16 protein-coding genes are annotated in these 13,258 nt (G+C 66.0%); all 16 read left to right on the top strand.

The window, feature by feature from the left end; genetic code table 11:
* The 16 genes from murA to K6V06_RS14960 all read left to right on the top strand — a co-directional run bounded on the left by murA (position 1) and on the right by K6V06_RS14960 (position 12,781).
* Positions 1-1,254: a UDP-N-acetylglucosamine 1-carboxyvinyltransferase gene (gene murA / locus K6V06_RS15035; RefSeq protein WP_222244712.1), complete on the top strand. Its 1,254-nt coding sequence runs from the start codon at positions 1-3 to the stop codon at positions 1,252-1,254.
* A gap of 59 nt (positions 1,255-1,313) precedes the next feature.
* Positions 1,314-1,976, top strand: coding sequence for an ATP phosphoribosyltransferase (gene hisG / locus K6V06_RS15030; protein ID WP_222244710.1), 663 nt, complete (start codon positions 1,314-1,316; stop codon positions 1,974-1,976).
* Positions 1,977-2,003: 27 nt separating this feature from the next.
* Complete coding sequence (gene hisD, locus K6V06_RS15025) at positions 2,004-3,344, top strand: histidinol dehydrogenase (protein ID WP_222244707.1); 1,341 nt, start codon at positions 2,004-2,006, stop codon at positions 3,342-3,344.
* Positions 3,345-3,551: 207 nt separating this feature from the next.
* Complete coding sequence (gene hisC, locus K6V06_RS15020; protein WP_222244705.1) at positions 3,552-4,652, top strand: histidinol-phosphate transaminase; 1,101 nt, start codon at positions 3,552-3,554, stop codon at positions 4,650-4,652.
* Between the two features lie 4 nt (positions 4,653-4,656).
* A complete protein-coding gene (hisB, locus tag K6V06_RS15015; RefSeq protein ID WP_222244704.1) occupies positions 4,657-5,244 on the top strand; it encodes an imidazoleglycerol-phosphate dehydratase HisB in 588 nt (195 codons plus the stop codon).
* Positions 5,245-5,341: 97 nt separating this feature from the next.
* Positions 5,342-5,995, top strand: a complete 654-nt coding sequence (hisH, locus tag K6V06_RS15010; protein ID WP_222244702.1) for an imidazole glycerol phosphate synthase subunit HisH — start codon at positions 5,342-5,344, stop codon at positions 5,993-5,995.
* A gap of 79 nt (positions 5,996-6,074) precedes the next feature.
* Positions 6,075-6,821: a 1-(5-phosphoribosyl)-5-[(5-phosphoribosylamino)methylideneamino]imidazole-4-carboxamide isomerase gene (gene hisA, locus K6V06_RS15005; protein WP_222244700.1), complete on the top strand. Its 747-nt coding sequence runs from the start codon at positions 6,075-6,077 to the stop codon at positions 6,819-6,821.
* Positions 6,822-6,888: 67 nt separating this feature from the next.
* Entirely contained in the window at positions 6,889-7,659 is a 771-nt protein-coding gene (gene hisF / locus K6V06_RS15000; protein ID WP_222244698.1) for an imidazole glycerol phosphate synthase subunit HisF, read from the top strand.
* Positions 7,660-7,661: 2 nt separating this feature from the next.
* Positions 7,662-8,066, top strand: coding sequence for a phosphoribosyl-AMP cyclohydrolase (gene hisI / locus K6V06_RS14995; RefSeq protein WP_222244696.1), 405 nt, complete (start codon positions 7,662-7,664; stop codon positions 8,064-8,066).
* Positions 8,066-8,446 carry a phosphoribosyl-ATP diphosphatase gene (locus K6V06_RS14990; protein ID WP_222244695.1) on the top strand — a complete coding sequence of 127 codons (381 nt, stop codon included), beginning with the start codon at positions 8,066-8,068 and terminating at the stop codon, positions 8,444-8,446. The genes hisI and K6V06_RS14990 overlap by 1 nt, the downstream gene beginning before the upstream one ends.
* A 50-nt stretch (positions 8,447-8,496) precedes the next feature.
* Positions 8,497-8,895, top strand: coding sequence for a hypothetical protein (locus K6V06_RS14985; RefSeq protein WP_222244694.1), 399 nt, complete (start codon positions 8,497-8,499; stop codon positions 8,893-8,895).
* Positions 8,896-8,960: 65 nt separating this feature from the next.
* The gene (locus K6V06_RS14980) at positions 8,961-9,317 is read left to right on the top strand and encodes a histidine triad nucleotide-binding protein (RefSeq protein ID WP_222244693.1); all 357 of its coding nucleotides are present in this window, start codon (positions 8,961-8,963) and stop codon (positions 9,315-9,317) included.
* Between the two features lie 147 nt (positions 9,318-9,464).
* Positions 9,465-9,710, top strand: a complete 246-nt coding sequence (tatA, locus tag K6V06_RS14975) for a Sec-independent protein translocase subunit TatA (RefSeq protein ID WP_222244692.1) — start codon at positions 9,465-9,467, stop codon at positions 9,708-9,710.
* Positions 9,711-9,982: 272 nt separating this feature from the next.
* The gene (gene tatB / locus K6V06_RS14970; protein ID WP_222244691.1) at positions 9,983-10,513 is read left to right on the top strand and encodes a Sec-independent protein translocase protein TatB; all 531 of its coding nucleotides are present in this window, start codon (positions 9,983-9,985) and stop codon (positions 10,511-10,513) included.
* 39 nt (positions 10,514-10,552) lie between these two features.
* A complete protein-coding gene (gene tatC, locus K6V06_RS14965; protein WP_222244690.1) occupies positions 10,553-11,341 on the top strand; it encodes a twin-arginine translocase subunit TatC in 789 nt (262 codons plus the stop codon).
* Positions 11,342-11,710: 369 nt separating this feature from the next.
* The gene (locus tag K6V06_RS14960; RefSeq protein ID WP_222244689.1) at positions 11,711-12,781 is read left to right on the top strand and encodes a porin; all 1,071 of its coding nucleotides are present in this window, start codon (positions 11,711-11,713) and stop codon (positions 12,779-12,781) included.
* Positions 12,782-13,258 lie beyond the last annotated feature (477 nt).

The raw sequence follows: 13,258 nt of genomic DNA, 5'->3' as shown, positions 1-13,258 counted from the left end.
ATGGACAAGCTCGAAATCCAGGGCAACGGCCCGCTGCGCGGCGAGATTCGCATCTCGGGCGCCAAGAATGCGGCATTGCCGATCCTGTGCGCCGGACTGCTGGCGGCCGATACGCTGACGCTGGACAACGTGCCCGACCTGCAGGACGTGCGCACCACGCTGAAGCTGCTGCGGCAGATGGGCGTGCGCGTCGAGCAGCAGGGCAACCGCGTCTCGCTGGACGGCCGCGACATCACTTCGCCCGAGGCGCCCTACGAACTGGTCAAGACCATGCGCGCGTCGATCCTGGTGCTCGGCCCGCTGCTTGCCCGTTTCGGCGAGGCGCGCGTGTCGCTGCCCGGCGGTTGCGCCATCGGCGCCCGTCCGGTCGACCAGCACATCAAGGGCCTGCAGGCCATGGGCGCCGAGATCCGCATCGAGCACGGCTATATCCACGCCCGCGCAGCCCGGCTCAAGGGCGCGCGCATCGTCACCGACATGGTGACGGTCACCGGCACCGAGAACCTGCTGATGGCCGCCACGCTGGCGGAGGGCGAGACCGTGCTGGAGAACGCCGCGCGCGAACCCGAGGTCGGCGACCTGGCGCGGCTGCTGGTGGCGATGGGGGCCCGCATCGAGGGCATCGGCACCGACCGGCTGGTGATCCAGGGCGTCGAGCGGCTGCACGGCGCCAGCCATGCGGTGATCGCCGACCGCATCGAGGCCGGCACCTTCCTGTGCGCGGCCGCGGCGACGCTGGGCGAGCTGGTGGTGCGCGATGTCTCGCCGCGCATCCTCGAAGCGGTGCTGGACAAGCTGGCCGAAGCCGGCGCGGAAATCGAGCGCGGCGCCGACTGGGTGCGGCTGGCAATGCGCCGGCGCCCCACGGCCGTCGGCTTTCGCACCGCCGAGTACCCGGCGTTTCCGACCGACATGCAGGCCCAGTTCATGGCCCTGAACGGCGTCGCCGACGGCTGTGCCCGGGTCACCGAGACGATTTTCGAGAACCGCTTCATGCACGTGCAGGAGCTGAACCGGCTTGGCGCGAACATTTCCATCGAGGGCAATACCGCGGTGGTCAATGGCGTGCCGCGACTGTCCGGCGCCCGCGTGATGGCCACCGACCTGCGCGCCTCGGCAAGCCTGGTGATCGCCGGACTGGTGGCGGAGGGCGAAACGGTCATCGACCGCATCTACCATCTGGACCGTGGTTACGACCGGATGGAGGACAAGCTGTCGGCGGTGGGTGCGCGCATCCGCCGCATCCATCCATGACCCGACGCGCGGTGCGGTCGATGCAGACCGCTTCCTGCGATGCTAAAACCAATACGACAATGAGCCCTTCTCCGAACCAGCTGACGCTGGCCCTATCCAAAGGCAGGATCTTCACCGAAACGATGCCGCTGCTGGCCGCGGCAGGCATCGAGGTCACCGAGGACCCGGAAACCTCGCGCAAGCTGATCCTGCCGACGACCGACCCTGACGTGCGGGTCATCATCGTGCGGGCGTCGGACGTGCCGACCTACGTGCAGTACGGGGCGGCCGACTTCGGCGTCGCCGGCAAGGATGTGCTGATGGAGCACGGCATGGCGGGCCTGTACGCGCCCATCGACCTGAACATCGCCCGCTGCCGCATGTCGGTCGCGGTGCCGGCCGGGTTCGACTATGCCACTGCCGTGCGGCAGGGGGCGCGGCTGGCGGTCGCCACCAAGTATGTGCAGACGGCGCGCGAGCATTTTGCGAAGAAGGGCGTGCACGTCGATTTGATCAAGCTGTACGGTTCGATGGAACTCGGCCCCCTGGTGGGACTGGCCGACGCCATCGTCGACCTGGTCAGCACCGGGGGGACGCTGCGGGCCAACAACCTCGTCGAGGTGGAGGAAATCGTGCAGATCTCCTCGCGCCTGGTGGTCAATCAGGCGGCTCTCAAGCTCAAGCGCGAGAGACTGGCCCCGATTCTCGACGCATTTGACAGGGCTTCCGCCGCGGTGGCTTGACGCCAGGGCGCGGACCCAGGAACGGACATGAACGACAAGACCGAACAGACGATGACCATTCGCCGGCTCGATTCCGGCGAGGCCGGCTTTGCCATCGCGCTGCGCCAGCTGCTGGCCTTCGAGGCAGGCGAGGACGAGGCCATCGACCGCGCCGCCGCGCAGATCCTGGCGGACGTGCGGGTACGGGGCGATGCCGCCGTGCTCGAATACACGCTGCGTTTCGATCGCCTGGAGGCCGACTCCCTCGCCGCGCTCGAACTGTCCCCGGCCGAGATGGAAGCGGCGCTGGAGGAACTCGAGCCCAAGCGCCGTGCGGCGCTGGAAGCGGCCGCCGCTCGCGTGCGCGCCTACCACGAGAAGCAGAAGATCGAATGCGGCAGCCATAGCTGGGAGTACGCGGAAGCCGACGGCACCGTGCTCGGGCAAAAGGTCACGCCGCTGGATCGGGTCGGCATCTACGTGCCGGGCGGCAAGGCGGCCTATCCGTCGTCAGTGCTGATGAACGCGATCCCGGCGCGGGTCGCCGGCGTCAGGGAAGTCATCATGGTGGTGCCGACTCCCGGCGGCACGCGCAATCCGCTGGTGCTGGCCGCGGCGGCCATCGCCGGCGTGGACCGCGTGTTCACCATCGGCGGCGCGCAGGCGGTCGGCGCGCTGGCCTACGGCACCGAGACGCTGCCCCAGGTCGACAAGATCGTTGGCCCCGGCAACGCCTATGTCGCCGCCGCCAAGCGCCGCGTGTTCGGCACCGTCGGTATCGACATGATCGCCGGCCCGTCCGAAATCCTGGTGATCTGCGACGGCACGACCGATCCGGACTGGGTGGCGATGGACCTGTTCTCGCAGGCCGAGCATGATGAGCTGGCGCAGTCGATCCTGCTGTGCCCGGACGAGGCCTATCTGGACCGCGTGGAGGAGAGCATCCGTCGCCAGCTGGACGACATGCCGCGTCGCAACGTGATCGCCGCCTCGCTGGCCGGGCGCGGCGCGCTGATCCGGGTACGCGACATGGAAGAGGCGTGCGAGATCGCCAACGCGATCGCGCCCGAGCATCTGGAGATCTCCTCGGTCAATCCCCGTCAGTGGGCCGAGAAGATCCGCCATGCGGGCGCCATCTTCCTCGGCGCGTACACCAGCGAATCGCTGGGCGACTACTGCGCCGGACCGAACCACGTGCTGCCGACCTCCCGTACCGCGCGCTTTTCTTCGCCGCTGGGGGTGTACGACTTCCAGAAGCGCTCGAGCCTGATCGAAGTATCCGAGGCCGGCGCCCAGATGCTGGGCCAGATCGCCGCGGAACTGGCCTATGGCGAAGGGCTGCAGGCGCATGCGCGCAGTGCGGAGTATCGGTTGAAGCGGCACGGCTAGCGCGCCTCTTTTTCCAAGCGTTCGCTTGCCCTCTCCCCCGCCCCTCTCCCCCGCCCCTCTCCCGCAAGCGGGAGAGGGGAGAAAACCGCCGGCTTGCCCGATGCCCCGGGTTTGCTCCCCTCTCCCGCCCGGCGGGAGAGGGGCTGGGGGAGAGGGCAATGCACCACAGGCACCACAGGCACCACAGGCACCACCACAAGGAACCCCATGTCCACCCCCGAGCCCACCCTGATCCAGCGAATCATCCGTGACGACGTCCTCGCCATGGGCGCCTACCACGTGCCGGATTCGCATGGCATGGTCAAGCTCGATGCCATGGAGAACCCCTACCAGCTGCCGCCGGCGCTGCGCCAGCAGCTGGCCGACCGGCTTGCCCAGGTGGCGTTGAACCGCTACCCGGTGCCCAGCAGCGCCGCCCTGCGGGCCCGCCTCAAGACCGTGATGGACGTTCCCGACGGCATGGAAGTGCTGCTCGGCAACGGCTCCGACGAGCTGATCAGCATGCTGGCGATGGCCGTGGCCAGGCCCGGCGCGAGCGTGCTGGCGCCCGTGCCCGGCTTCGTCATGTATGCGATGTCGGCCCAATTCGCCGGCCTCGGCTTCGTCGGCGTGCCGCTGCGCGCCGATTTCTCGCTGGACCGCGAGGCGATGCTGGCGGCGATGGCCGAGCATCGCCCGGCGGTGATTTACCTCGCCTATCCCAACAATCCGACCGGCACGCTGTTCGACGCCGACGACATGGCGGCGATCGTGCGGGCCGCGCAAGGGGAGGTCTGCGACAGCCTGGTGGTGGTCGACGAGGCATACCAGCCGTTCGCCCAGCAAAGCTGGATGCCGCGGCTGACCGAGTTCGGCAATCTGCTGGTGATGCGCACCGTCTCCAAGCTGGGTCTGGCCGGCATCCGGCTTGGCTACCTTGCCGGTGCGCCCCAATGGATCGAGCAGCTCGACAAGGTCCGCCCGCCGTACAACGTCAACGTGCTGACGGAGGCGACCGCGCTGTTCGTGCTCGAACACGTCGATGTGCTGGACGAGCAGGCTGCCCGGTTGCGCGAGCAGCGCACCGCGCTGGCTGCGGCGCTGGGCCGTTACGACGGCGTCACGGTGTTCCCCAGCGCCGCCAATTTCCTGCTGATTCGCGTCCCCGACGCGGCCCGGATCTTCGACGCCCTGCTGTCGCGCAAGGTGCTGATCAAGAACGTGAGTAAAATGCACCCGTTGCTGACCAATTGTTTGCGCGTCACCGTCAGCACCCCCGAAGAAAACGCGCTGTTTCTCGAGGCCTTTGCCGCCTCGATGCAGGATTAACACCATGCGTGTTGCAGAGGTCACCCGCAATACCTCCGAAACCCAGATTCGCATCGCGCTGAATCTGGACGGTACCGGCCGCCAGACGCTCAATTCCGGCGTGCCGTTTCTCGACCACATGCTGGACCAGATCGCCCGGCACGGCATGATCGACCTGGAAGTCGAGGCGACCGGCGACGTGCACATCGACGATCACCATACGGTCGAGGACGTGGGCATCACGCTGGGGCAGGCGGTCGCACGCGCCGTCGGCGACAAGAAGGGCATCACCCGGTACGGCCATAGCTACGTACCGCTGGACGAATGCCTGTCGCGCGTCGTCATCGATTTCTCCGGCCGGCCGGGCCTGGAATTCCACGTTCCCTTCACGCGGGCACGGGTCGGGACGTTCGATGTGGACCTGACCATCGAATTTTTCCGCGGATTCGTCAATCACGCCGGCGTAACGCTGCACATCGACAACCTTCGTGGCATCAACGCGCATCATCAGTGCGAGACCGTGTTCAAGGCCTTCGGGCGCGCGCTGCGCATGGCGGTGGAACTGGATCCGCGTGCTGCCAATACGATCCCTTCGACGAAAGGCACGCTCTGACCGGCCGGGTGGCCGGCCGACCGCCGCAGCGAAGCCGCGCCTGTCCACGAAACCCGACTGATGGCCGGCGGCTCACGCCGCGGCCCGTTCAACCATCATGACTACGATTGCTATTGTGGACTACGGCATGGGCAACCTGCGCTCGGTGGCCCAGGCGCTGCGTACTGCCGCGCCGGAAGCCGAAGTGCGGATTGTCGACGTGCCGCAGGGAATCCGCGGTTCCGACCGCGTCGTGCTGCCCGGCCAGGGCGCCATGCCGGATTGCATGGCGGCGCTCGACGCCTCGGGTCTGCGCGAGGCCGTGATCGAAGCGGCGGCGACCAAACCGCTGCTCGGCGTGTGCGTTGGCGAACAGATGCTGTTCGATTCGAGCGCGGAAAGTAGGGCTGGCGCAAGCCGCACACCCGCGCTGGGCCTGATGCGCGGGGATGTGGTCCGCTTCGAGCTGGACGGCATGAAGCAGCCGGACGGCTCGCGCTACAAGGTGCCGCAGATGGGCTGGAACCGTGTTCGCCAGGCCGCCGCGCACCCGTTGTGGGACGGAATTCCGGACGAAAGCTGGTTCTATTTCGTGCACAGCTATTATGTGCGGCCCAGCGACCCGGCGCACGTGGCCGGGGAGACGGACTATGGCGTCGTGTTTACCAGCGCAGTAGCCCGGGATAATATTTTCGCCACGCAGTTCCACCCCGAGAAGAGCGCGGACGTGGGCCTGCAGCTGTATCGGAACTTCGTCCACTGGAAGCCGTAATTCCTGCCGCCGTCAGAACGGGGCCGGCTTCGGCCGGCTCAGCCAAAATAATTTCTTTTTCGAAACGCTCGTCAAGCTTATGTTGCTCATTCCGGCCATCGACCTGAAGGACGGTCAGTGTGTTCGCCTCAAACAAGGCGATATGGACCAGGCCACCGTCTTCTCCGAAGAGCCCGCCGCCATGGCACGACACTGGTTGGAGCAGGGCGCGCGCCGGCTTCATCTGGTGGACCTGAACGGTGCCTTCGTCGGCAAGCCGCGCAACGAGGCGGCCATCAAGTCCATCATCGCCGAGGTTGGCGACGAGATTCCCGTGCAGCTGGGGGGCGGCATCCGCGACCTGAACACCATCGAGCGCTGGCTCGATGACGGCCTGTCCTATGTCATCATCGGCACCGCCGCGGTCAAGAACCCCGGTTTCCTGAAGGACGCCTGCGCGGCCTTTGGCGGCCATATCATCGTTGGCCTGGACGCCCGCGATGGCAAGGTCGCCACCGACGGCTGGAGCAAGCTGACCGGCCATGAGGTCGTCGATCTCGCCCGCAAGTACGAGGATTACGGCGTCGAGGCGATCATCTATACCGATATCGGCCGCGATGGCATGCTGCAGGGCCTGAATATCGACGCCACCGTCAAGCTCGCCCAGTCGGTGACGATCCCGGTGATCGCCAGCGGCGGCCTGTCCGGCATGGCCGATATCGATCGGCTGTGCGAGGTCGAGCCGGAAGGCGTCGAGGGCGTGATCTGCGGTCGCGCGATCTACTCGGGCGACCTGAACTTCGCGGACGCGCAGGCGCACGCGGACAAACTCGGCGCCGCGGAATAAGCCCGGCGCCCAGCGCCACACCGGCGCACCGGCTGCGGCCGCACGACGGCAGCCGGCAAGGATTTCCATGCTAGCCAAACGTATCATCCCCTGCCTGGACGTGACCAACGGGCGGGTGGTCAAGGGGGTCAACTTCGTCGAATTGCGCGACGCGGGCGACCCGGTCGAAATCGCGCGCCGCTATGATGAGCAGGGCGCGGACGAGATCACCTTTCTGGACATCACCGCCACCAGCGATGGCCGCGACCTGATCCTGCATATCATCGAGGACGTCGCGTCGCAGGTCTTCATTCCGCTGACCGTCGGCGGCGGCGTGCGCACCGTCGAGGACGTGCGCCGGCTGCTCAACGCCGGTGCGGACAAGATCAGCGTCAACTCGTCGGCCATCGCCAATCCGGACCTGGTATCCGAGGCCACCTCCCGCTACGGCTCCCAATGCATCGTCGTCGCCATCGACGCCAAGCGCAGCTCTGCCGACGGCGAACCGGCGCGCTGGGAGGTGTTCACCCATGGCGGCCGCAAGGCCACCGGCCTTGACGTGGTCGAGTGGGCGCGCGAGATGGCGCGCCGCGGCGCGGGCGAACTGCTGCTGACCAGCATGGACCGCGACGGCACCCGCAGCGGCTTCGATCTGGAGCTGACGCGAGCGGTCAGCGACGCGGTCGGCGTGCCGGTGATTGCCTCCGGCGGCGTCGGCGGCCTGCAGGATCTGGCCGATGGCATCACGACGGGACGCGCCGATGCGGTGCTCGCCGCCAGCATCTTCCACTATGGACAACACACCGTCGGCGAGGCCAAGCAGTTCATGGCCGGCCAGGGTATTCCGGTACGGCTCTGATCATGGCGACAACATGGCTGAACAAGGTCCGCTGGGACGATAACGGATTGGTGCCGGTGATCGTCCAGGAAGTGGAGTCGAACGACGTGCTGATGTTCGCCTTCATGAATCGCGAGGCGCTCAAGCGTACCGTCGAACTGGGCGAGGCGGTGTTCTGGTCGCGCTCGCGCAAGCGGCTCTGGCACAAGGGCGAGGAATCCGGGCACGTGCAGAAGGTGCATGAGATTCGGCTGGACTGCGACGAGGACGTGGTGCTGCTGAAGGTCACGCAGATCCATGGCATCGCCTGCCATACTGGCCGGCACTCCTGCTTCTTCCAGAAATTCGAGGGCACCGCCGAGGACGGCGAGTGGCAAACCGTGGACGCGGTGATCAAGGACCCCTCGACCATTTACGGCAGTCACTGATGACGCAACTCCCCTCCGGCCAGCCCGACGTGCTGGCCCGGATCGCCGCGACGCTGGAGTCGCGCAAGCCCGAAAACGGCGGCGATCCCGATCAATCCTATGTCGCGCGCCTGTTCAAGAAAGGCGACGACGCGATCCTGAAGAAAATCGGCGAGGAAGCCACCGAAACCGTAATGGCCGCCAAGGATGCGCGCGCCGACGGGCTCTCGCCGGCAGCGCTGGACAAGGTCGTCTACGAAGTCGCCGATCTGTGGTTCCATAGCATGGTGCTGCTGGCACGCCTCGGTCTGTCGCCCGAGCAGGTGGTGGCCGAACTGGCGCGCCGGGAGGGGCTGTCGGGCCTTGCCGAGAAGGCGAGCCGGCCCGCCGACCAGGGCTGAAGCAGCGCCACTCGGCACGCGACGGCAATCACGGATTCAGGAGCAGGGCCATGCAGAACGACTATAGCGGCGCGGTGGTGCGCTCGCCCCAGGCGCGCGAGGACAGCATGCGCAAGCTGACGCATATCCTCTACGCCTTGTACGCCATCTTCTGGCTGACCGGCGGCATCACCGCGCTGATCGCCATCGTCATCAACTACGTCAAGCGTGACGACGCGCGCGGCACGCTCTGCGAGAGCCACTTCGCCTGGCAGATCCGCTCGTTCTGGTGGTCGGTGGCCTGGACCGCGGTCGGCGGGGTGCTGTTCGCGACGGTTGTCGGCATTCCCTTTGCCTTTGGCGCCTGGGCCGTATTGTCGGTATGGATTCTTTACCGTATCGTCAAAGGCTGGCTGTACCTGAACGACCGCAGGCCCATGTATCCCGAAACGACCCAACGCGCGTTGTAAGGGTGTGCAACCGGGCAGCAGGCCCGCTGCGGGCGCGCTTTGTTTGACTTCGAAATGAAACTTTCATGAACGGACACGAGAATTGCATATTCTGCAAGATCGTCGCCGGCCAGATCCCGTCCCGCAAGGTGTATGAGGATGCCGACATGCTGGCCTTTCACGATATTCATCCGAAGGCTCCGGTGCACTTCCTGATCATCCCGAAGCTGCACGTCGAGTCGCTGGCGGCCTGCGATGCGAGCCATGGCGACGTGCTTGCTAAAATGCTGCTCAAGGCGCCGGAACTGGCCCGGGAGACCGGGTGCGGCAACGGTTTCCGGACCGTGATCAACACGGGTCCGGACGGCGGCCAGGAGGTCTATCACCTGCATCTGCACGTGATGGGCGGCCCCCGCACCGAATGGAAGGCGGCGCTGCCCTGACCGGGGTGGCCTGCCTGGGCAGAACATCCAATCGCGTCGGCCGCATGGCTGGCGCACGCGCCGGCTCCCGTCGGCCGGCGCGGCAATTCAGGACGGAACAACGGGTTCGGGAAGCCGGACCGCGCGAGGCTTTACAGGAGCAGGAAAATGGGTTCGTTTAGCATTTGGCATTGGCTGATCGTTCTGGTGATCATCATGCTGGTCTTCGGCACGAAGAAGCTGCGCAACATCGGCCAGGACCTCGGTGGCGCGGTCAAGGGTTTCAAGGACGGCATGAAGGACGCCAACGGCAACCCGGTGGACGACACCGCCGCCGCTGCCCAGCCGAAGGAACTGCGCGACACCACCACCATCGACGTGGACGCCAAGGAAAAGGCCCGTCAGCAGCAGTAAGGACCGAACCGCGCCGGGCTGCGGCATCCGTGCCGCTGCCAGGCGGGTTTGCTCCCGGCCTTTCCCGGCCGATGGTTTCCCGGGCGACGGCGCCGGCCCCGATGGCCGGCGCCGCTGCCTTTCCGGCGATCTGTCCGTGGATGTATCCGGCGATGCCTCACGAGCACGCGCTGGCACCCACGCTGGCCACGCTGACTGGCACCGACGCTGGTCCCCACGCTACCGCCGCAAGTTGAGTCTCGAATGTTGAGCCAGAAGGTTTCCCACCCCGCATGATCGATCTCGGCATTTCCAAGCTGGCGCTGATCGGCGCGGTCGCGCTGATCGTCATCGGTCCCGAGCGGCTGCCCAAGGTCGCGCGCACCGTCGGTGCGCTGATCGGCCGCGCCCAGCGCTATATCGCCGACGTCAAGGCCGAAGTCAGCCGCGAAGTCGAGCTCGAGGAGCTGCGGCGCATGCGCACCGAGTTCGAACAGGCGGCGCGCGACGTCGAGCAGACCATCCACAAGGAGGTCAGCGAGCAGAGCCAGGCCATCAACTCGGCTTTCTCGGGCGACGCCTACGGCGAGACGGCCGGCGAGCAGGGCGGAGGCGTGAGCGGCATCGGCAGCAGCGCCTTCCCGCCCAGCTGGGACTCGGCTCACAAGTCCCACAATGGCCGCAAGAGCTGGCGCGTCAAGCAGGGCGCGGTGCCGAAATGGTACAAGCGCCAGCACAAGATTCGGGGATGGGCGCAATCCGGCGCGGCGCGCGTCAAGCGTCACCGGCCTGCCACCGGCCCGTCCCGTTCCTTCTTCGATTGATATAGCCGTACCTTGCCGCCACGACCGGCGGCTCCCGCCATGAGCGAATCCCGATCCCCCGATCCCCAAGACGAATCCCAGCAGGAAACCTTCATCTCGCACCTGGTCGAGTTGCGCGAGCGCGTCGTGAAGGCCGTCGCCGGGGTGATCCTGGTCTTTGTCGCCCTGGTTTACTGGGCGCCGGACATCTTCAACCTGTTTTCCCGCCCGCTGATCGAGTCGCTGCCCTCGGGCGGCAGGATGATCGTCACCGACGTGACCGGCTCCTTTTTCGTGCCGATGAAGGTGACCATGCTGGTCGCCTTCCTGATCGCGCTGCCGTGGGTGCTCTACCAGATCTGGCAATTCGTCGCGCCGGGCCTGTACCAGCATGAAAAGCGGCTGATCATGCCGCTGGTGACCAGCAGCTACCTGCTGTTCCTGGCCGGCGTCGCCTTCGCCTACTTCCTGGTGTTCCCGACGGTTTTCCACTTCATGGCGCACTACAACGCGCCGCTCGGGGCCGAGATGTCCACCGACATCGACAAATACCTGAGCTTCGCGATGACCACGTTCCTCGCCTTCGGCATCACGTTCGAAGTGCCGGTGGTGGTGATCGTGCTGGTGCGCTTCGGCGTCGTCGAACTGGAGAAACTCAGGGAGATTCGTCCCTACGTGATCGTCGGCGCGTTCATCATCGCCGCCATCGTCACGCCGCCGGACGTGCTGTCCCAGCTTCTGCTGGCCGTGCCGCTGATCCTTCTATATGAACTGGGCCTGGTGATGGCCAAGGTCATCGGCCGGCCGCTGCCGGAGGCCGCTGCAGCGGGAGACGGCTCGGCGGACTGAGCACAACGGCGATTTGCCGTTGTCGTTTTCTTTCTCCTGCTCTTCCCCTTTCCCTTTCGCGGCGCAATTGCCTCTACAGGGTTGGCAGGCGCTGTCGTTTACCCCCGACAAGCGCCGCCAGCGCTGCAGCAGTGCGGCCTTTTTCCACAAGGGGAGTGCTGTCCGCCCCCCGTCCGAAGGGGAAAATCGACTTTTCCCTTGTTGCTGTTCAGCAACAATTTGGGACTCCCATCACGGTTTACGACGAAAAAGCCTTCTGAGCGCCGGGGGGGCTGACACATAATACGCAGCAGACGTGATGGTGCATGCGTCGCCCAAGGACTTGGGCAACCCAAGATTTCCCAATCAGTTGACAAGGAAAGTGTCGATATGAAGATGAAACTGTTTGCAGCTGCAGTCGCCGCCCTGGCCGCTGGTGGCGCCTACGCCCAGTCGAGCGTGACCCTGTACGGCGTGGTCGACGCTGGTATCGAGTACAACAACAACGCTGGCGCTAACGGCGACAATCTGTTCAAGATGCAGTCGGGCGGCCAGTCGGGCTCCCGCTGGGGCCTGCGTGGCGTCGAGGATCTGGGCGGTGGCCTGAAGGGTCTGTTCGTGCTGGAAAGCGGTTTCGACGTCGACACCGGCCGCTCGGGCCAGGACAACCGCCTGTTCGGCCGTGCTGCCTACGTTGGCGTGCAACACCAGCTGGGTACCCTGACCATCGGTCGTCAACAGACCACGATGTATGACTTCGGTCTGATGTACGATCCGGCCGCGATCTCGCCGCGTTACTCGATCACCGCCCAAGCTGCTGAATTCCAGTCGCGTGCTGACAACACCGTCAAGTACGTCGGCAAGTTCGGTGGCCTGACCGGTTCGGCCTACTACAGCTTCCAGCAGAACGGCGCGGAAGTGGCTGGTTCGAACGTCTTCGGCCGCCGCATGGGCGCCCTGCTGGCTTACGCCGCAGGCCCGTTCTCGCTGGGTGCTGCTTATGACGACGAGCACGTCGGTACCGTCGCTGACCAGTCGCCGGTGATCCGCCGCGCTACCGTTGCTGGTACCTACGCCTTCGGCCCGGCCAAGGCATTCCTGGGCTACCGTTGGGCGAAGGCTTCGGACGGCGCGGTTCTGCCGGGCGCTGCCGACATCGACTCGACCACGTCCAACCTGTACTGGGCTGGCCTGGCTTACCAAATGACCCCGGCCTTCTCGGTGACCGGCGCTGCGTACTACCAAGACTTCCGTCGCAGCGGTGCAGATCCGTGGCAATTCGTCCTGACCGGCGACTACGCTCTGTCGAAGCGCACCGACGTGTACGCTTCGGTGTCGTACGCCCTGAACAAGGACGGTTCGGCTCTGGGCGTTGGTGGCTTCAACACCGGCACCACCTTCAACGTGGAGCCGGGCAAGGACCAGATCGGCGCCATCGTTGGTGTTCGCCACAAGTTCTAATTTGACGCGAGCAATCGCATCAAGTTAGCTTGATCGAAACGCCGGCATCCTTCGGGATGCCGGCGTTTTGTTTTTGGGGCGCGGGGATGTGTCACCCATGTCCTCGAACACGTGTCACTCATGTCCGAGCCCGCGGGGCCGCGCTGGTCCCCTCGCTCGCTTGCGGAAGAGGGGCCCGGGGGAGAGGGCAGCGGACGCTGAATCGGCCATAGTGGCAGGAAGAAGCGCCGCAGCCCTCTCCCCCAACCCCTCTCCCACAAGTGGGAGAGGGGAGCCACGGCGGCGGTGTCTGGACACGTGTCAACCATGTCCCCGCACACCTGTCACCCATGTCCTCGCACACGTGTCACCCATGTCCTCGCACACGTGTCACCCATGTCCTCGCACACGGGCCCGGGCCGATTTTCTCCCCTCGCCCGCTTGCGGGAGAGGGGCCGGGGGAGAGGGCAAACGGCGCCCAATCCCCAGGTGGCGCAC

Source organism: Cupriavidus sp. AU9028 (genome assembly GCF_019795295.1).
Taxonomy (GTDB): Bacteria; Pseudomonadota; Gammaproteobacteria; order Burkholderiales; family Burkholderiaceae; genus Cupriavidus.
Note: the sequence above shows the minus strand (reverse complement) of the source record. Positions and strands in the feature narration are given on the sequence as shown.

Coding starts and splice junctions, on each gene's coding strand:
- murA (WP_222244712.1), top strand. CDS start 1: ATGGACAAGCTCGAAATCCAGGGCAACGGCCCGCTGCGCGGCGAGATT.
- K6V06_RS14990 (WP_222244695.1), top strand. CDS start 8,066: ATGACGCAACTCCCCTCCGGCCAGCCCGACGTGCTGGCCCGGATCGCC.
- hisI (WP_222244696.1), top strand. CDS start 7,662: ATGGCGACAACATGGCTGAACAAGGTCCGCTGGGACGATAACGGATTG.
- hisD (WP_222244707.1), top strand. CDS start 2,004: ATGAACGACAAGACCGAACAGACGATGACCATTCGCCGGCTCGATTCC.
- K6V06_RS14985 (WP_222244694.1), top strand. CDS start 8,497: ATGCAGAACGACTATAGCGGCGCGGTGGTGCGCTCGCCCCAGGCGCGC.
- hisH (WP_222244702.1), top strand. CDS start 5,342: ATGACTACGATTGCTATTGTGGACTACGGCATGGGCAACCTGCGCTCG.
- K6V06_RS14960 (WP_222244689.1), top strand. CDS start 11,711: ATGAAGATGAAACTGTTTGCAGCTGCAGTCGCCGCCCTGGCCGCTGGT.
- tatB (WP_222244691.1), top strand. CDS start 9,983: ATGATCGATCTCGGCATTTCCAAGCTGGCGCTGATCGGCGCGGTCGCG.
- hisA (WP_222244700.1), top strand. CDS start 6,075: ATGTTGCTCATTCCGGCCATCGACCTGAAGGACGGTCAGTGTGTTCGC.
- tatA (WP_222244692.1), top strand. CDS start 9,465: ATGGGTTCGTTTAGCATTTGGCATTGGCTGATCGTTCTGGTGATCATC.
- tatC (WP_222244690.1), top strand. CDS start 10,553: ATGAGCGAATCCCGATCCCCCGATCCCCAAGACGAATCCCAGCAGGAA.
- hisG (WP_222244710.1), top strand. CDS start 1,314: ATGAGCCCTTCTCCGAACCAGCTGACGCTGGCCCTATCCAAAGGCAGG.
- hisF (WP_222244698.1), top strand. CDS start 6,889: ATGCTAGCCAAACGTATCATCCCCTGCCTGGACGTGACCAACGGGCGG.
- hisC (WP_222244705.1), top strand. CDS start 3,552: ATGTCCACCCCCGAGCCCACCCTGATCCAGCGAATCATCCGTGACGAC.
- hisB (WP_222244704.1), top strand. CDS start 4,657: ATGCGTGTTGCAGAGGTCACCCGCAATACCTCCGAAACCCAGATTCGC.
- K6V06_RS14980 (WP_222244693.1), top strand. CDS start 8,961: ATGAACGGACACGAGAATTGCATATTCTGCAAGATCGTCGCCGGCCAG.